The 16,785-nt window shown below is 59.5% G+C and carries 16 protein-coding genes and 1 pseudogene; 12 read left to right on the forward strand and 5 right to left on the reverse strand.

Annotated elements, in window-relative coordinates; genetic code table 11:
• Positions 1–158 precede the first annotated feature (158 nt).
• Genes asnS through ggt form a run of 3 tightly spaced genes read right to left on the reverse strand, consistent with a single transcriptional unit; the run spans position 159 to position 3,933 of the window.
• Positions 159–1,475: an asparagine--tRNA ligase gene (gene asnS / locus VFQ24_10310; protein HET9178735.1), complete on the reverse strand. Its 1,317-nt coding sequence runs from the start codon at positions 1,473–1,475 to the stop codon at positions 159–161.
• 2 nt (positions 1,476–1,477) lie between these two features.
• Positions 1,478–2,299, reverse strand: a complete 822-nt coding sequence (locus VFQ24_10315) for a sugar phosphate isomerase/epimerase family protein (protein HET9178736.1) — start codon at positions 2,297–2,299, stop codon at positions 1,478–1,480.
• Positions 2,299–3,933, reverse strand: a complete 1,635-nt coding sequence (gene ggt, locus VFQ24_10320; protein ID HET9178737.1) for a gamma-glutamyltransferase — start codon at positions 3,931–3,933, stop codon at positions 2,299–2,301. The genes VFQ24_10315 and ggt overlap by 1 nt, the downstream gene beginning before the upstream one ends.
• 547 nt (positions 3,934–4,480) lie before the next feature.
• Between ggt and VFQ24_10325 the strand changes: the two genes are divergently transcribed.
• From VFQ24_10325 to VFQ24_10340, 4 genes and pseudogenes are all read left to right on the forward strand, one after another.
• A complete protein-coding gene (locus tag VFQ24_10325) occupies positions 4,481–4,864 on the forward strand; it encodes a metalloregulator ArsR/SmtB family transcription factor (protein ID HET9178738.1) in 384 nt (127 codons plus the stop codon).
• Positions 4,865–4,877: 13 nt separating this feature from the next.
• Positions 4,878–5,378 carry an SRPBCC domain-containing protein gene (locus VFQ24_10330; protein HET9178739.1) on the forward strand — a complete coding sequence of 167 codons (501 nt, stop codon included), beginning with the start codon at positions 4,878–4,880 and terminating at the stop codon, positions 5,376–5,378.
• Positions 5,379–5,544: 166 nt separating this feature from the next.
• Complete coding sequence (locus VFQ24_10335; GenBank protein HET9178740.1) at positions 5,545–5,925, forward strand: VOC family protein; 381 nt, start codon at positions 5,545–5,547, stop codon at positions 5,923–5,925.
• 531 nt (positions 5,926–6,456) lie between these two features.
• A pseudogene (locus VFQ24_10340) lies at positions 6,457–6,807 on the forward strand (septal ring lytic transglycosylase RlpA family protein).
• A gap of 122 nt (positions 6,808–6,929) precedes the next feature.
• On the opposite strand, the gene VFQ24_10345 reads toward VFQ24_10340, so the two are convergent.
• On the reverse strand, positions 6,930–7,802 hold the full coding sequence (locus VFQ24_10345; GenBank protein HET9178741.1) for a sugar phosphate isomerase/epimerase: 873 nt from the start codon (positions 7,800–7,802) through the stop codon (positions 6,930–6,932).
• Positions 7,803–7,971: 169 nt separating this feature from the next.
• On the opposite strand from VFQ24_10345, the gene VFQ24_10350 reads away from it, so the two are divergent.
• The 6 genes from VFQ24_10350 (at position 7,972) to VFQ24_10375 (ending at position 13,956) form a co-directional block, all read left to right on the forward strand.
• Positions 7,972–8,463 (forward strand): GNAT family N-acetyltransferase, encoded by a 492-nt coding sequence (locus VFQ24_10350; protein HET9178742.1) that lies wholly within the window; start codon positions 7,972–7,974, stop codon positions 8,461–8,463.
• A gap of 131 nt (positions 8,464–8,594) precedes the next feature.
• A complete protein-coding gene (locus tag VFQ24_10355) occupies positions 8,595–9,962 on the forward strand; it encodes a Gfo/Idh/MocA family oxidoreductase (GenBank protein ID HET9178743.1) in 1,368 nt (455 codons plus the stop codon).
• Positions 9,963–10,109: 147 nt separating this feature from the next.
• On the forward strand, positions 10,110–11,483 hold the full coding sequence (locus VFQ24_10360; protein HET9178744.1) for a Gfo/Idh/MocA family oxidoreductase: 1,374 nt from the start codon (positions 10,110–10,112) through the stop codon (positions 11,481–11,483).
• 124 nt (positions 11,484–11,607) lie between these two features.
• Positions 11,608–12,189, forward strand: coding sequence for a sigma-70 family RNA polymerase sigma factor (locus VFQ24_10365; protein ID HET9178745.1), 582 nt, complete (start codon positions 11,608–11,610; stop codon positions 12,187–12,189).
• Positions 12,171–12,398, forward strand: coding sequence for a hypothetical protein (locus VFQ24_10370; protein HET9178746.1), 228 nt, complete (start codon positions 12,171–12,173; stop codon positions 12,396–12,398). Before VFQ24_10365 ends, VFQ24_10370 begins: the two co-directional genes overlap by 19 nt.
• Positions 12,399–12,576: 178 nt before the next feature.
• Positions 12,577–13,956 carry an APC family permease gene (locus VFQ24_10375; GenBank protein HET9178747.1) on the forward strand — a complete coding sequence of 460 codons (1,380 nt, stop codon included), beginning with the start codon at positions 12,577–12,579 and terminating at the stop codon, positions 13,954–13,956.
• 12 nt (positions 13,957–13,968) lie between these two features.
• Here the strand turns inward: VFQ24_10375 and VFQ24_10380 are convergent, their stop codons facing one another.
• Positions 13,969–14,757 carry a class I SAM-dependent methyltransferase gene (locus VFQ24_10380; GenBank protein HET9178748.1) on the reverse strand — a complete coding sequence of 263 codons (789 nt, stop codon included), beginning with the start codon at positions 14,755–14,757 and terminating at the stop codon, positions 13,969–13,971.
• 212 nt (positions 14,758–14,969) lie between these two features.
• Here VFQ24_10380 and VFQ24_10385 point away from each other — a divergent pair, with 212 nt between their 5' ends.
• Together VFQ24_10385 and VFQ24_10390 are read left to right on the forward strand one after the other, a co-directional pair.
• On the forward strand, positions 14,970–15,893 hold the full coding sequence (locus tag VFQ24_10385) for a dihydrodipicolinate synthase family protein (GenBank protein ID HET9178749.1): 924 nt from the start codon (positions 14,970–14,972) through the stop codon (positions 15,891–15,893).
• Between the two features lie 134 nt (positions 15,894–16,027).
• The gene (locus VFQ24_10390; protein ID HET9178750.1) at positions 16,028–16,738 is read left to right on the forward strand and encodes a formylglycine-generating enzyme family protein; all 711 of its coding nucleotides are present in this window, start codon (positions 16,028–16,030) and stop codon (positions 16,736–16,738) included.
• The last annotated feature ends 47 nt before the right edge of the window (positions 16,739–16,785 follow it).

The following is a 16,785-nucleotide window of genomic DNA, read 5'->3' on the forward strand; positions in this document are numbered from 1 at the left end:
CCTGCTCGCGAATGTATTTCGCCACCGAGGCGGCACTCGACTGGCTGACGCTGAAGGCGCCGTATCCGGTTTGCCAGGCGAACTCCCGAAGCCCTCTTCGCGTCCGATGCACCCGGCCCTCCGGAAGCCGAACTGAGCGATCTCGCCTTGGACGACCGCTACGGCGTCAGCCGGTAGAGCATGCGGGGGAAGGGAATGGTTTCGCGGACGTGTTCCAGGCCGCATATCCACGCCACGACGCGTTCGATGCCCATGCCGAATCCGCCGTGCGGGACGGTGCCGTAGCGGCGCAGGTCGAGATACCATTCGAAGGCTTCGCGCGGGAGTTTCGATTCTTCCATGCGCTTCACCAGCAGATCGTAATCCGCCAGACGCTCGCTGCCGCCGATGATCTCGCCATAGCCTTCAGGAGCCAGCATATCGACGCACAAGGCGAGCTCGGGGCGCCCAGGGTCGGGCCTCATATAAAAAGCCTTTACCTGGCTCGGGTAGCGATGGACAAGCACAGGACGATCAAAATTTTTGGCCAGTAGAGTTTCATCCGTGCCGCCGAAGTCGCCGCCCCACTCGATTTCACTTCCTTTTTCCTTGAGGATTTTGATGGCATCGTCGTAGGAAATTCGCGGGAAGGGGGGCGTGCAGCGCTCAAGCTTTGAAACGTCTCGCCCCAGGGTTTCGAGCTCCGGCCGGCACTTTTCGAGCACGTGCGCAACCACGTTTGCCACCAGGTCTTCAGCGAGCTGCATCACCTCATTGAGCCCGGCAAAGGCGACCTCCGGCTCAACCATCCAGAATTCCATAAGGTGTCGGCGGGTTTTGGATTTCTCCGCGCGAAAGGTGGGCCCAAAGCAGTAGGACTTTCCCACGCTCATGATGGCGGCCTCGCTATAGAGCTGGCCTGACTGCGCCAGGTAGGCTTTCTGCTCAAAGTAATCCACTTCAAACAGCGTGGTGGTGCCTTCGCAGGCGCTGGGAGTAAGGATGGGAGTATCCACCAGAACGAATCCGCGGTCGTCAAAGAAGTCGCGGCAGGCACGGATGATCTGGTGCCGCACGCCCAGAATGGCCCGCTGGCGCGTGGAGCGCAGCCACAGATGGCGGTGGTCCATCAGAAATTCCACGCCGTGTTCCTTGGGTGTGATGGGATACGGCTGGTCGGCGGGAACAAGCTGGAGGACTTCGAGGCCCGTGACACCCAGTTCGTAGCCTCCGGGAGCGCGGGGCTCGGCGCGAACCTTGCCAGTGACGCGCAGGGACGATTCCTGCGTAAGCGCGCGCGCCCTTTCAAACAGTTCTGGCGGCACGGCGCTTTTAACCACCACGCCCTGCACCAGGCCCGTGCCGTCCCGGAAAATCGGAAAGAGAATTTTGCCGCTCTCCCGCAGGTTGTAAAGCCAGCCTTCCACCGTGACTTCCTGGTCCACGTGCCGGCTCAGATTGCGGATCTCAACGACTGGCGGCGAAGAGGTTCCCATGCCTAGCGGATTTCCTCCATCCTTTTCATGGTTTCGCGCAGCTTGTCGAAACAGGTGGCGGCGGGCCCGAAATTGCGCAGCTCAAACATGATGGGAACGTGGCCGTTGAGGCCCTGGAAGCGGCGCACCGCCCGCTGCCAGTCAATGCCCCCGGTGAACGGCACCAGATGATCATCATTTTCAAACCAGTTGTCGTGGACGTGCGTAGAGGCGATGTGGTCTTTCAACACCTGGAAGGCATGGTCAACGCCGCAGGTCATGTGGGCGTGGCCGGTGTCAAAGCAGACCTTCATTCCCATGTGGGTGTAATGCATGAAGCGGATGAGCCGCTCGGGCACCGTGAGTTCATTGGGAATATTTTCCAGCAGAATGCTGACGCCCCGCTCCCTGGCATAAATGTTCAAATGTTCGATCGAAGTGAAGGCGGCGTCAAACCTTTCCAGGTTGAATTCGTCTTTCGGCAGGCCCAAGTGGAGGATCAGATAGCGGAAGGGGACCTTCTCGGCCACATCGAGGGCCCGCTTGATCTCGTCCATACTCTCAATGCGCTTGCGGCGTTCCAGATAGGCCACGGAGATGGGCAGCCCGCCGGCGCGTCCCCACTCTTTGTCAGCGTAGATCGGCGCATGCAGAGAAAACAGTTCAAGGTCGTGGTCGCTGAACCAGTCCGCCACGTCGCGAACGTGGTTGGGATCACGATAATCCAGGTGCTGGGGCGCTGCGAAGATTTCAATCTGGCGGAAGCCCGCGCCCGCAATTCCGTCCAGGATGTGTGAGGAAAGCCGGTCGTTGGCAAAAAGGTGAGTGGAGAGCGCAAATTTCATCAGTAGCCGGCCGCCTTTCCCGTTCCCCGCGGGTCCGCCGCGCCGAAGCGCCAGCCGGTTTCGGGATTAACGTCGATGGCTTCGCATTCGCCCAGGCTGTCCGTCTCCTGGAGCTTGTATCCGGCTCTTCTCAGTTTATCAAGTGTGTCGGCAGAAAAGCCCCACTTCTCAAGCGTTATCTGGTCCGGCATCCACTGGTCGTGAAAACGCGGCGCCTCGACTGCCCGCAACACGTCCATGTGGTAAACCACCACGTTCAGCAACACCTGGAGCACCGTGTTGATGATGGTGCCGCCGCCCGGCGACCCCAGCACCAGCCGCACCTTGTTGTTCTGCAGCACGATCACCGGCGTCATGGACGAAAGCGGCCGCTTGCGGGGCGCAATGGCATTGGCCTGGCTCTGGATCAGGCCAAACATGTTGGGTGTTCCGGGCTTGGAGGTGAAGTCGTCCATCTCGTCGTTCAGCAGAAAGCCCGCGCCGTCCACCAGCAACCCGCTCCCATAGCCGCTGTTCAGCGTGTAGGTATTTGAAACCGCGTTGCCCTCCGCGTCCACCACGGAGAAGTGCGTCGTATTCGGGCCCTCAAACGGCGCCGGGTTGCCCTGTTTCACCACGGCGTCAGGCTTTGATTTCAGGATGTCTTTCCGCAACTCGTCGGCGTATTTCGGGCTGGTCAGCCCCTTCACCGGAACGGAAGCGAAATCCGCGTCGCCCAGGTAGGCAGCCCGGTCGGCGTAGGCGCGGCGCATGGCTTCGACCACCAGGTGCATCGAGTCGTAGGACTCCGGCGGCCCCAGGTCAAGCGGGCCGAGAATGTTGAGCATCTCAATCAACGCCACGCCTCCCGAACTCGGCGGCGGCGGCGCCAGGATGTCGTACCCGCGGAAATGTCCCACCAGCGGCTCGCGCACCTTGGCGCGGTACTGCGAGAGGTCCTCCTTGCCGATGATGCCGCCATACTGCGACATGGCGGACATCATGAAGGCGGCAACCGGGCCCAGATAGAACGCATTGGGCCCGTGTTGGGCAATCCGTTCCAGCGTTCGCGCCAGGTCGGGCTGTTTGAAAATCTCTCCGGGCTGGTAAAGGTTCCCGTAGCGCAAAAAGATGCGGCTACTCCCGGTAAACTTCGAAAGCAGCTTCTGGTGGGCTTTGAGCGATTGGCTCAGGTAATAGCTGACGGGAAAGCCTTCCCTGGCCAGGCGGATGGCCGGTTGCATCACGCGCAGAAGGCCCAGCTTGCCGTACTTCTGCTCGGCCGTCGAGAGTCCTGCCACGGTGCCGGGGACGCCTGCCGCCAGGGCGCCCACAATGGAAGCGTCGGGTATCACGCGGCCATTTTTGTCCAGATACATGTCGCGCGTGGCATGGCCGGGCGCTTCCTCGCGGTAATCGATCATCGCCGGCGGTTCACCCACCATTCGGACCATCATGAATCCGCCCCCGCCGATGTTCCCGGCGAAGGGATAGGTGACGGCCAGCGCAAATCCCACGGCCACGGCCGCATCCACGGCGTTCCCGCCGGCCTCGAGGATTTCAACTCCCGCCTGAGTGGCCAGTGGTTCGCTCGAAACCACCATTCCGTGCTGCGCGGCAACGGGCGTAAGCGCCACGGCTGGAACGGCAGGCACAAGGATCGCCAGCAGAAAAAGTTTACAAAAGGATGGAAGGCGCACGCAACCTCGCGTCAAAGAAGCGAACTACGGTTCATACCGGGAACGGGACCCCTCCGGCAGCGCTTCTGAAGCAACCGTTCAAGGCGCTGTTTTTTGAACCTGTAATGTAAGCGAAAACCCGCCAAGCGTCAACTGGCAGCGAGCGACTGTGCGGCGCCACCTTCTCCGGTTTTTCGCCCGGCCGCTCGCACGAGCAGCGTCTGCACCGGCGCGCGTCCGTCCGTCTGATTTTCCAATGACGGGCGGCCATGGGGGGCGCCAAATAACGGTGAAGCGCGGGGAGAGGGTGCCGGAGGTCCGACGGCGGGTGAAGCGTAAGCTTGCTCCGCCGTTGAAAACCAAGCACCAGGATTTTTTCTCTGGCTCGGCCTCCGGCGGATGGCGCGTTCATCGCGGGGTGTGCGACGCGAGCGATTTCCGACGAAAAGTTCAAATGCTGGACCGCGGCCCTCGGCAAAAATGCCTTGACAGGCCCGAACATGTAACCTTATGATTACATATTATGAGTTACCGCTCGGTTACATATTCTCCGGATGCCATCTTCAGCGCCCTCGCCGACCCCACCCGCCGCGCTGTCCTGGACCTCTTGCGACGCGGAAGCCTGCCTGCGGGCCGCATCGCCGAGGCCTTCCCTGTTTCCAGACCCGCCGTCTCAAAACACCTGCGCCTGCTGCGGCGCGCCCGTCTGGTGCGCGAGCGGCGCGAGGGCCGGCGCCGTCTCTACGAGCTGAACCCCGCCCCACTGCGGGCCGTTGATTCCTGGATCAGGCAATATCAGAGGTTCTGGCAGGCAAGCCTCACCGGGCTGAAGGCAGTGGCGGAATCCGAGCACAAGAAGAAAGCCAGCCGCCCTCCGGCAGAGAAGAAGAAAAAACGTCCGCGATAAGGAGGCCGTGAGAATGAAATCCAAGGCGACATCAAGAGTCACTCCAGACGCCGATGCCATCATCAGCGAAATTCTTATCGAATCGCCACCGGAGCAGGTGTTTCAGGCGCTGGTCGACCCCAATCTGGTGGTCGAGTGGTGGGGCGAGCCAGGCATCTACCGCTGCACGAATTTCCAGGCTGCCCTGCGCGTGGGAGGAAAGTGGAAAAGCACGGGATTGGACGGCGCCGGCAACAACTTTGAGGTGGCCGGCGAATACCTGGAAATCGACCGTCCGCGGCTGCTGGTTTCCACCTGGACCGCAAGCTGGACCGGCCCTGCGAAAACCACCATCCGCTGGGAGCTCGAAGCAACGGATGGAGGAACGCTGGTCAGAATTCAGCACAGCGGCTTCCTGGCCCACCCGGAATTGGCGCAGAGTTACCGGGGCTGGCCAAGGATGCTGGGGTGGCTGCAGGCATTGTTAGAGCGCGGCGAGACTGTGGGCGATCGGAAACCGGACTCATCGAGTTAACGCTGCGCTCACCGCTGATGAGTACGGCTGGCGCGGAAATTTTCAGACAAGCCGAATGGGAGGAGGTTACCACGCGATGGTAAAGAAAATGTTGTTATTTCTATTTATCGGGTTGTTTGGTCCACCACAGCTTGCGATGCGGGGACAATCAAAGGAGAGAACGAATATGGATACGGTAAGGGTTCGATATATGGTCAACGATCTTGACCCGGCGGTAAAGTTTTATACGACCTACCTGGGCTTTCAAGTGGAGCAAGAGGCAAGGCCTAACTTTGCGTTGCTCAACCGAGGAAACTTGGAGTTGGCGCTGAGCACGCCGTTTGGCCCAGGAGGAGCGGCAAAACCCATGCCAGATGGCCGCAAGCCTGAACCAGGCGGATGGAATCGCATCATCATAAACGTGCATAACCTTCGAGCGGAAGTCGCTCGTCTCAGAAAGGCAGATTTACATTTTCGGAACGATATCGTCAGCGGGCCGGGCGGATCGGAGATACTGCTGAATGATCCCTCGGGAAACCCGATAGAGCTTTTCCAATCAGGTCGCTGAAAAGTTGAATCTGCCAGCCGCGGTCACTTTCTCACAGACGCGGGGCTGCCACCGCTGCGGTTCTCTTCAACGCACCAGCGGGTGAGTTCAGGAGCGACTTTGTCCGCCACGGCGCGAGGGACATCAGATTCCCTCGCTTGGTGAAATTGTAACCGATTGAACCAGGCCGCTGCCCGCACCCTATCCGGGGCTCAGTGTGGGCCACATACGAGGATTGCCATCCGAATTACAGTCCGTTCAGCCTAATAATCTTCGAATTAGCCGACCTACCGTCCGGTAATTAGAAACGATAATTCGTCTTGACATGCGACTGCTACCCTCCTAGGCTGGAGCCATCATAGACAGACCGGGTACGACGGGGTACGTTAGGCGCGGGTTCGCCTGGCGGGGGGGACTGAAGGGAGTCGCGGATTGAGGAACCTCGTTATGGGCTGCGCAGTGGCAGCTCTGGTAGCGCTTTCTGCTCGCTCGGAAGCCAGGTCGCCTGAGCTGAGAGTGCTGCAGTCAAACACGACGGCAGGTGCAAAGGTGCAATTTGGCGTGGCAAGCTGGTATGGCCCGGAGTTTCATGGACTTCCAACTGCCAGCGGGCATCCCTTCGACATGAAGGCCATGACCTGCGCCCATCGCAAGCTCCCGTTGGGCACCCGGATCAAGGTGACCAACCTGTTAAACGCCCGGACACTGGTGCTTGAAGTGACTGATCGTGGTCCATGGGTGGCCAACCGGCTGCTGGACGTCAGCATGGGGGCCGCAAAACGGTTGGGATTTATGGGCGCAGGGGTGACCCCTGTCCGCATCCAGGTGGTGTCGTATCCTCAGGCGACCGGTTCGCCCGCCAGCCAGGCAGCTACCCAGGCCTTAATGCCCCAAGCGAACTAACCAGGCGCCAGTTCCGTAATGCCGTAGCGGCTACCGGCACGAAGCCTCGACCTTCCTGACCGAAACTGAAAGAAGCGCTTTCCAAAGGGCCAGCCCGCAGCGCATTAGAGCGCGCGGGGCGATCAACTCAGGCGGAGATTCCGGAGGTACTCGTAGCTGATCCTGATGGCCTCGAACTCCGGCAGATTGCAACGGTCCTGCTCGACGAAGATATGTTTGGCTCCGGCTTCATGCACGTGGGCAAAGATGCGCTGCCAATCAATGCGGCCCTGGCCCACAGGAGCAAAGGGATTTGGGCCGCTTGTTCCAGGGTCTTTCTGAGGGCTGATCTTGACGCCCTTGCGCAAGTCTTTGATGTGCAGCATGGGAAACCGCCCGGGATAGAGCCGCCAGTAGTGGAGCGGATCAGCCCCGGCATAGGTGACCCAGAAGATATCCATCTCCATCTTCAGAAGATCAGGGTCGCAGTTCTTCAGCAGGATGTCGTAGCCAGTGGTGCCGCCCACTTTGGCGAATTCATGGAAATGAGCGTGGTAGCAGAACTGAATTCCGGCTTGCTTTGACACCCTCCCGCACTGGTTGTAGAAATCGGCACGGCGCCTCCAGGCTTCGGCGTTTAGAACAGGATTGTCACCGACCACGATGTACTGCAGGCCGTAATCGTGGGCTTGGCCGACGGCTTTCTTCCAGTCTTCAAGAGTCTTGGGTTCATCAAAATAGCCGCTTGGGGCGGTCAGGCCGGCGGCCCGCAGGTCTTGCCTCAGCGCGGCGGGTTTGCTGCCGGGGCCGATCTCGACCTCCCGGTAACCGGCAGCGGCAACTTTCTCCAAAGTTTCAGCAGGGTCTTTGGCGAAGCGGTCGCGAACCGTATAGAGCTCAAGCCCAATGGGACCTGGCCATGCCGGTTTTCCGGCAGCCCAAGCGTCCCGAATGGGCATCACCACCCCTGCCGCCGCTCCTCCCACCGCTCCAAGAAAACTGCGCCGCGTCAACATTGTTCACCTCCCAGTCTGTGGCCGTCATTTAATATCAGACTCGACCCTGTGTCAACCGTGGGTAGCCGGAGAAGCCGGGTCTCGGCCTGCTTGAGTCTTTTCTGGGTCATGAATTACGATTGTGAAGGTTCAGCCTGGGTTGGTTTCTGGAACTCTTATTGAGGATCCAATGCTCCGGATACGTCCGGCGGTGACCAAAGACATTCCGCTGATTGTCCAGCTCATCCACGAGCTGGCCGAATACGAGAGGGAGCCGCAACAGGCCATAGCTGCGGAGCAGGACATCCGGCGCGACGGTTTTTCCGCGAATCCGAAATTTCGCGTGATCATTGCCGAATGGAGCGGCCATCCGGCAGGCTTCGCGCTCTTCTTCTATAACTACTCCACCTGGATGGGCCGTGCCGGTCTTTACCTGGAAGACCTGTTTGTGCGGCCGGAGTTTCGCGGCAGGGGAATCGGCAAATCTCTGCTGACGCATCTGGCGAAGATGGCGGTTGACGAAGGCTGCGGCCGGTTTGAATGGCAGGTGCTCAACTGGAACACTCCGGCGCTTGAGTTTTACAAGGCGCTCGGCGCACGCGTGATGGAGGAGTGGTCCACCATGCGCATCACAGGCGAACCGCTCAGGAAGCTGGCTTTGTTGAGCAAATCGCACACCTGACGGCTGAGGCGGACGCCGCGAAAGTTTTGTGAACAAAAGCCTTTCCCTCTGCGCCCGTTTCTGTCAAACTTGCCCGTTATCTCAATTGTATCGATTCTTTTTTAGAATTACACGAGGAGGGCAGGTGTTCTATGTCTAGAGATTCAATGACACGTCGTGATTTTATGCGAGTAGGAGCGGGGGCTGCCGCAGTCGGTTCGGCGGCCAAGGTGACCTTGCTGGAGCCGGCGCACGCCATGGCGTCGCCCCGGCCTGTGCCACCGTCGGACAGGCTGCGGTTTGCCTCGATAGGGACAGGAGTGCGGGGATGCGAAGATTTATCGACGGCGCTACGCGCACCCGGCGTCGATATGGTGGCGGTCTCCGACCTCTATGACGGGCGACTGATCGCTGCCCAGGAGCACGCCGGTAAGAAGCTGGACACCACCAAAGATTACCGCAGAATTCTTGACCGCAAGGACATCGACTTTGTGATTGTGGCCACCATGGACCATTGGCATTCAAAGATTGTGGAAGACGCCTGTGCTGCCGGCAAGGACGTTTATTGCGAAAAGCCGATGACTCACAAAGTCCCGGAAGGCTTCAGAATCATTGACGCGGCGCAGAAATACGGACGAATGGTTCAGGTGGGCAGCCAGCGGCGAAGCAACATAGTCTTTGCCAAGGGGCGAGAGATTGTTGAGAGCGGTGCGCTGGGACAGATAACCGCCGTCGAGGGCTGGATCGATCGCAATGATCCGAGCGGCGCCTGGGTCTATCCCATCCCGCCTGACGCCAACGAGCAGACAATCGACTGGGAGCAGTTCCTCGGCGATGCGCCCAAGCGGCCTTTTGACGCCAAGCGGTTCTTCCGCTGGCGCGGTTATTCGGATTATGGTGAAGGTCTGCCGGGCGACCTGTATGTCCATATCCTGACCGGAATTTACACCGCCATGGGATTCGAGGGGCCACCTCAGAAGGCTGTGGCCAGCGGCGGTCTATATCACTATAAAGACGGCCGTGACGAGCCCGACCTGATCTGGACGCTCTATACCTTTCCGGGAACGACGGTTTCCGTCCGCTGCAATCTGAATAACGATTCGCAGGGCGGAGACACCCGCATTTATGGCACCAAGGGAACGCTGATGTTCAGTGGCGAGGAATCGGTGACTTTTGCCCCGCAGGATACACGTCCCCAGCCCGAACGGTATTCCGTGGATGGATGGCCGAAAAAGCTGCGCGAGGAGTACTGGGCGAAGTGGAAGGAGGAGCATCCTGCCCCGCCGTTGAGTTCGCTGACCGCTGTCGAACAGTCTCAGACCTTCCGCGTGCCTGATGGTTACGATGAGGACCTGGTACACATGGAGAATTTCCTGAACGCAGTCAGGACGCGGAAACCCAACGATGAGGGACCCGTCTTCGGCAACTGGACAGCTACTGCGAGCCACATGGCGAATCATTCCTACTTCAACAAGGCTGAGGCCGTCTGGGACGAACAGGCAAAAACCATCCGCACTTAGCGCGGGAGACCAGATGTCAGCGCGGCGGCTCTGGCTTGCGTTTCGGCCAGCATGAGCGCAGCCGCGCAACCGAGGCGCGCGCCGGTTTTCCGGCAAGTGACAAAGCATCGTCATAATTTGAATGATACGAAGGGGAGGTGCATCGACATGAGGAATGAGTCGATATCGCGGCGGGATTTTATGCGCAGAACTTCCACTGCTGCCGGCGCGGCGCTGGTTGGCAAATCGATCCTGCTCGAAGCTGAAAATCCTGCCGCTTCGCCCAGTCCTGTCCCGCCCAGCGACACGGTGCGCTTTGGCATGGTCGGCATCGGCATGCAGGGCTCGGGTTTGCTGGGTACATCCATCAGGCTTCCCGGCGTTGAATGCGTGGCGGCCTGCGATCTATACGACGGGCGGCACACCCTTGCCAATGCAATTATTCAAAGGGAAACCGGCAAAACAGTCCCCGCCACCCGGCAGTATAAGGAGCTGCTGGAAAACAAGGACATAGACTGCATTGTTGCGGCGGTTCCCGACCACTGGCACGAGCGCATCATCGTGGACGCCTGCAGCGCAGGGAAGGACATCTATTGCGAAAAGCCCATGACGCACGAAGTAAGCCAGGGCTTTCCCATCATCGAGGCCGCGAACAAGAACCAGCGCATTGTGCAGATCGGCAGCCAGCGCCGAAGTTCCATCATCTATGCCAAGGCCAAGGAACTCATCGACTCAGGGGCCATCGGAGATGTCCGGCTGGTTGAAGACACGATGGGCAGGAATTCCCCTTGCGGCGCCTGGGTGTATCCGCCGCCACCCGGCCTTTCCACTGAGAACCTGGATTGGGAAACGTGGCAGGGTTCGGCTCCCAAGCATCCTTTCTCTCCCATTCGCTTCGCCCGGTGGAGAGCATTTCGTGACTATGGGGAAGGCATTCCGGGCGACCTTTACGTGCATCTGCTCACCGGGATCCACTACATCATGGGCGTGACCGCTCCTCCGGAGCGCGCCTACTCCCAGGGAGGACTTTTCCAGTGGAATGTTGATGGGCGTGACTACCCTGACCAGATGTCCACGGTTTATGAATATCCGAATTTCCGTTGTATGATCCGCGTCACCCTCGACAATGATGAGGATGAGGTGGTGAAGATCCTCGGGACTCGCGGAACCATTGAAATTCAGGGGCGCGGGCTCACCGTTTCACCCCAGGATGGAAAGGACCATGCGCCCTGCTACTATGCCTCGAGCTTCCCTCCCAAACTGCACGCCGAATATGTGAAGCAGTGGGAAGCCGAGCATAAAACCGCGCCGGGCACGGCACAGCCGATTGAGGGCGCCAGCTACCACACTCCACCCGGTTATAATGAAGACGCACAGCACCTTTGGAATTTCTTTCAGTCGGTCAGGACGCGGCGGCCGTCGGTGGAGGACCCGGTTTTCGGGAACAACACCGCCATCGGATGCCACCTGGCGAATTACTCTTATTTCCACAAGGCAGAGGCTATGTGGGATGCCGGGGGCAGGACGATTAAGGGTTTATGACAGGGCGGCTTCGGCACGACTTGGCATTGGCGAGAGCTAGGTCAACCGCTCTCTCTCGGACGGGCTGGAACAAGATATCTCCCACGAATCACGTCTCTACCTTGGGCTCCGCGAGTTGGAAAACATGGCCCAGGATCCTACAGTTCGGCAATTGCTGGCAGGCATCACGCAGCGCGACGAGTCGGCGCTGGCTCAGCTCTATGACGTGGCAGCGCCCGGTCTCTTTGGGCTGATCACCGAAATCATCTCTGAAAGCGAGGCTGCGCAGGAAATCCTTAAAGACGTTTTCATCCGTCTGTGGCGCGATGCAAAGCGGATCGAGGCGGGAGGAGGCAGCGTCAGGGTCTGGCTGGTACTGGAGGCCCGCGCAAGAGCTGTCGACTGGCAACGCTCGAAAGCAGGGTTGCGGACCACTGCCCATACCCGCGTGCAATGGCTGATGAAGTCGAATTCCTGGATGCCCCGCCCGGTTGACATTGAGTACGTTGAAAAACGACGGCACCTTCTGGAGAAGTTAGTTCGCCGTCTCCCCAGGCCCCAAAGCGAGTTGCTGACACTGGCGATTGTGAAAGGCTTTACGGAGACCGAAATAGCCCGGCAGGTTGAGCAGCCGCCGGGGCGGGTTGAGCATGAGTTGCGTGCCGGGCTGCGCTTTTTGCGGCACCGCCTGCGCGCCGTGATGGGAACATGGAGTGTCAGTATCTAGACGACGTTTATGAACTGTTCCTGCTGGGCCTGCTGAAGCCGAAGGAGGCAGCGCCGGTGAAGGACCACATTGAGCGTGGCTGCCCGTACTGCATGGACCATCTTCGTGAGGCCGCCCAGTCCGTCTATTTCCTCCTCTCGGGGTCAAAAAGCCGCAAGCCTCCGCAGCAGGTAAAGTCTGAGATTCTGCGCAGCCTCCACCGGGAATGAGATGGAATTCTGCCCCGTCCCTGACGGCCGTGGGAACAGATCGGGTCCGTGGACGAGGACGATGCGAACCGTCCCGAACTTGAAAATTCCTGAACAGGCCCCATGACCTTCCAAAGAGCGCGCAACTGACCACGAATCCTGAGCAGGCAGCCGCTTTCAGATGGTTGCGGGACGAACAATGGCAGAACCTGGGCACAAAACGGGCCTGCGGCGCGACCTGGGATTCCTCCATGCCACGTCTCTCGCCATTACGGACATGGTGGGGATCGGCCCGTTCATCACCATCCCGCTTTTTTTGGCGACAATGGGCGGTCCACAGGCCATGCTGGGATGGCTTCTCGGGGCGGCACTGGCTTTCTGCGACGGCCTGGTGTGGGCGGAACTGGGCGCCGCCATGCCCAGAGCCGGCGGAAGTTACCACTACTTGCGAGAAGCATTCGGCCCGGCCGGAGCAGGCCGCTGGATTTCCTTCCTGGTCGTCTGGCAGATCATGTTTTCGGCGCCGCTGTCGGTGGCGAGCGGCAGCATCGGATTTGCCAACTATTTCCATTACCTCGTCCCCAGCATGACGCCCTGGGAAGTGCGTGTGTTTGCGTCCACCATTCCCCTTTTTCTTATCCTCCTGCTGTACCGGCGGATCCGCGCGGTCGGCAACCTGTCAGTGGTGATGTTGGGCGGCGTGATGATCGGCTGCTTCTGGGTCATCATCTCCGGACTGCCTCACCTTAGCGCCTCGCATATTTTTGATTTTCCGCCCGGCGCCTTCCACCTGAATGTGCTGTTCTGGGCGGGCCTCGGACACGCTACCCTTTACGCGCTTTACGACTATTTCGGCTATTACAACGTTTGCTATCTGGCTGAGGAGATTCGCGAGCCGGGACGCATTATTCCATTGGCCATACTGTTTTCCATTTCGGCTGTGGCCATCGTTTATATTCTGATGAACACCTCGATTCTCAGCGTGGTTCCATGGCGAGAGGCGCAGCACAGCCACTTTATCGCTTCCGAGTACATCCAGAAGCTCCAGGGGCGTTTTGCCGGCCAGGTGATGACTCTGCTGATGCTCTGGATCGCCTTCGCTTCCGCTTTTTCGCTGTTGCTGGGGTATTCGCGCATTCCCTACGCCGCCGCGGCCGACGGCAATTTCTTCAAAGTCTTTGCCCGGCTGCACCCCCAGCACGATTTTCCTCACGTGTCGCTGGTGACGCTCGGCGTGATCGCCGCCGGCTTCAGCCTGCTGCGACTGCCGGAGGTGATTGTCAGCCTGGTGGCGACGCGCGTGCTTCTGCAGTATTTGCCGCAAGCGGTTGGCTTCTTTGTCCTCCGCTTCAGGCGGCCCGACATGGAACGCCCATTCAGGATGTGGTTTTATCCTATCCCAGGCGTTATTTCTCTGTTTGGCTGGCTGTATATTCTGTCTACTTCAGCGCGGGGAGCGCTGTTGTTTGCGCTTGTGGTGTTCGTGCTTGGCACCGCCGCTTACTTTTTCCGGGCCCGCGCCAACGGCGAGTGGCCTTTCCTTAAGGCGGGCAGCGTGAAGAATGAATACGGATCGTGACGACGGTTTTGTTCACGACTCCGCGCGCCGGGCGACCAGAAACATCCCTTCGTTGTGGGTAATCTCGATGTCATCTCCCTGGACCTGAGGTGAAAAGCCCGCCTTATCGCCTGCCGCGGATTTCTCCATGAGCCTGCGGGTCTCCAGGTACCGTTTGTCGCCGGGCTTGTGCCCCGCGCGGAGCATCCACTGGTCGAACGAACGCCGGTGCCGCTTGAAGGACTGGGAAACGATTTCGAGGCCGAAGTTGTCAAACATTCTTAAGAAGGTGGTCAGCCGCAACGATCGCGTGTGGGAGGGATCGCGAACCACTTCAATCCGGTTGTGCAGGTCGAACTTATCGTCGCTTTCCGGGCCCAGAGTGTCATCCACAAATATGCTCCCGTCCGGCTTGGTCACGCGCAGCATCTCCTGGAGGACAAGTTCGGGCTTGGGTATATGGTGGAACGCGTACTGGCAGCTCACCAGACTGAAGCTGGCGTCGGGATAAGGAATCGCTTCTCCTTCGGCGCGAACAAAAGCCACGTTTCCGGCCTGCTTTTCGGCCTGGAACTGGCGCGAGTGGCGCAACATCTCGGGCGTCAGGTCCATTCCATATGCATATCGAAGCCCCGGAGCCATGGCGACAACCAGGCCTCCTGGCCCGCAGGCCACATCGAGGAACAGCATTTCGGGCTGGGGCTTCAGGAACCGGACTTTCTCCGCAATGATCTCGGGTGAGTCCCGCACGGCAAACTTTGCGAAAGCTTCTGCTGTGTCCGTAAATTGCTTCTGGACCGTTGCCTGGTGTTTCTTCGACATTCTTTCTTCAGCTCCCCCGATGCTCCTCTTTCTTTCCTGAATGTAATAGAATGCTCTTTCTTTGGGAAATACTAACGCAATTCACTACCACGGGCAGCAAATTGTTCGCCACAGGGCGGACGGCCAGGCGCCGTTTGAATTTGAGGAAGTATTTTCCTCGCCAGACAATGCGACCTTAAGAAGACCTTACTCTTGTTAGCGGGAGGCCCAGAATGCCACTTGAAAGTACAGAATTAAAATCAGCGCTGCAAGGAATCGTCGGGTTTGGCGTGACTCCGTTCCGCGAAGACCTCAACGTTGACTTCGAGGCGCTGCGGCAGAACGCGGCATACCTGGCCGAGCACTGTGAGGTGGTGGTCCCGCTGGCGGGCAACGGCGAGATCTATGCGCTATCGCCCGAGGAGCACAAAGCAATCGGGCGGGCCGTGGTGGAAGAGGTCCAAGGCGAAAAGCCCGTGCTGGTGGGCGTCGGGTTCACTGTGCCCATCGCCCGCGATCTGGCGCAAGCCGCGGAATCCTATGGCGCCGACGGTGTCCTGGTGCTTCCACCATACTTCACGCACGCCAACGAAGATGGTCTCTTTGAATACTACAACTCCATCGCGGCGGCGACGAAGCTGGGAGTGATCTTGTTTCAGACGCACACCACCAATTTCAGCCCTTCGCTGCTCCGCCGTCTGGCGAAGGTTCAGAATATTGTCGGGATGAAGGACGAGCACGGAGATATGGACCAGTTCGTCCGCCAGTGGGGAGCAGTTGGAGACCGGATGGCGCTGCTTTGCGGCGTGGGAGAAATTCTCGCTCCCAGCTATTTCGCCCTGGGCGTCAAAGCGTTTACCAGCGGCATCGTGAACTTTATGCCCGAGACCTGCCGGAAGATTCTGGCGCACCTTCGCGCGGGAGAGTTGGAAACCGCCGCGCGCGTAGTTGATCGGGAGACGATGAGAGTTTATGACCTTCGCGTCAAAAGACCCGGTTACAGGACCCTGGTCATCAAGGAAGCCATGAATCTTTGCGGACTGAATGCTGGTCGCGTTCGGCCACCGCTTGCACCGCTTCCTGAAGCAGACCGCCAGGAGTTGCGGTCCATCCTTACTGGCTTGGGGCTGTTGAAGGGCGAGGCCGCACTCAAGTGAATGGCGACCGCCGGCCCTTAAACGGCTGACCGCCGGATTTGTATTTCCGGTCCTGCTGAAACGATGCCGGCACCCCCAGAGGTGAGGGCGCAAAATGCGTAGACGTCCATGAAACGAATACGATGTGTACAGGCATGAGCGAATTCGCTGAGCCTTGCTGCGTCCTGGTCCCTGCCGGTGATTTCCAGATGGGTTGCGCCGCCGGTCGGGACGACGAGCAACCCGTCCATCGAGTCTGGATCGACCCGTTTGAAATGGCGGTTTTCCAGGTCCGAAATCGCGACTGGGCGGTGTTCATGGATGCCACGGACCATCCTGGGCCTCCCGAATGGCGGAGTCGGGACTTTAGCCATCCTGACCAGCCGGTGGTGGCTGTAAACTGGCTTGAAGCCAATCAATACTGCTGCTGGTTGAGCCGAGTGAGTGGCCGGCAGTATCGCCTGCCCACGGAGGCCGAGTGGGAGAAAGCCGCGCAAGGCGGGAAAGAGGGCGCGCGGTATCCGTGGGGCGATGACTTGCCCGAGACGCACAGCGAATACATTCGCCGCTGGGCAGGGAGGATTTCCGGGCCCCTGCCGGTAGGCCAGGGCACGCCCAACCCATTTGGCCTTTATGATGTGGGCGAGAACGTCCACGAGTGGTGTGCAGACTGGTACTCGAAGGAATACTATGCCTGCTCGCCGAAGTGTAATCCCGCGGGTCCGCCGTCCGGTGAGCGGCGCGCATCGCGAGGAGGCGCCTGGCGTCACCACATCAAGGCGAGCCGTTGCGCCGCGCGCTCCAGCATTCCGCCAGATTTCCGGTATACGGATTACGGCTTTCGAGTGGTCCGCAACATCTCGTAACCCGACTCAGAAGGCGGCGTAAAACAACTCACGAAGAGCAGGAGACA

This window comes from Terriglobia bacterium, from assembly GCA_035712365.1.
GTDB lineage: Bacteria > Acidobacteriota > Terriglobia > UBA7540 > UBA7540 > SCRD01.

Bases quoted from the DNA above. Each gene is read 5' to 3' on its own strand.
- VFQ24_10330 (HET9178739.1), top strand. From the start codon at position 4,878: ATGAAATCCAAGGCGACATCAAGAGTCACTCCAGACGCCGATGCCATC.
- VFQ24_10360 (HET9178744.1), top strand. From the start codon at position 10,110: ATGAGGAATGAGTCGATATCGCGGCGGGATTTTATGCGCAGAACTTCC.
- VFQ24_10390 (HET9178750.1), top strand. From the start codon at position 16,028: ATGAGCGAATTCGCTGAGCCTTGCTGCGTCCTGGTCCCTGCCGGTGAT.
- VFQ24_10375 (HET9178747.1), top strand. From the start codon at position 12,577: ATGGCAGAACCTGGGCACAAAACGGGCCTGCGGCGCGACCTGGGATTC.
- VFQ24_10350 (HET9178742.1), top strand. From the start codon at position 7,972: ATGCTCCGGATACGTCCGGCGGTGACCAAAGACATTCCGCTGATTGTC.
- VFQ24_10385 (HET9178749.1), top strand. From the start codon at position 14,970: ATGCCACTTGAAAGTACAGAATTAAAATCAGCGCTGCAAGGAATCGTC.
- VFQ24_10380 (HET9178748.1), bottom strand. From the start codon at position 14,757: ATGTCGAAGAAACACCAGGCAACGGTCCAGAAGCAATTTACGGACACA.
- VFQ24_10315 (HET9178736.1), bottom strand. From the start codon at position 2,299: ATGAAATTTGCGCTCTCCACTCACCTTTTTGCCAACGACCGGCTTTCC.
- VFQ24_10335 (HET9178740.1), top strand. From the start codon at position 5,545: ATGGATACGGTAAGGGTTCGATATATGGTCAACGATCTTGACCCGGCG.
- VFQ24_10355 (HET9178743.1), top strand. From the start codon at position 8,595: ATGTCTAGAGATTCAATGACACGTCGTGATTTTATGCGAGTAGGAGCG.
- VFQ24_10325 (HET9178738.1), top strand. From the start codon at position 4,481: ATGAGTTACCGCTCGGTTACATATTCTCCGGATGCCATCTTCAGCGCC.
- asnS (HET9178735.1), bottom strand. From the start codon at position 1,475: ATGGGAACCTCTTCGCCGCCAGTCGTTGAGATCCGCAATCTGAGCCGG.
- VFQ24_10365 (HET9178745.1), top strand. From the start codon at position 11,608: ATGGCCCAGGATCCTACAGTTCGGCAATTGCTGGCAGGCATCACGCAG.
- VFQ24_10370 (HET9178746.1), top strand. From the start codon at position 12,171: ATGGAGTGTCAGTATCTAGACGACGTTTATGAACTGTTCCTGCTGGGC.
- VFQ24_10345 (HET9178741.1), bottom strand. From the start codon at position 7,802: ATGTTGACGCGGCGCAGTTTTCTTGGAGCGGTGGGAGGAGCGGCGGCA.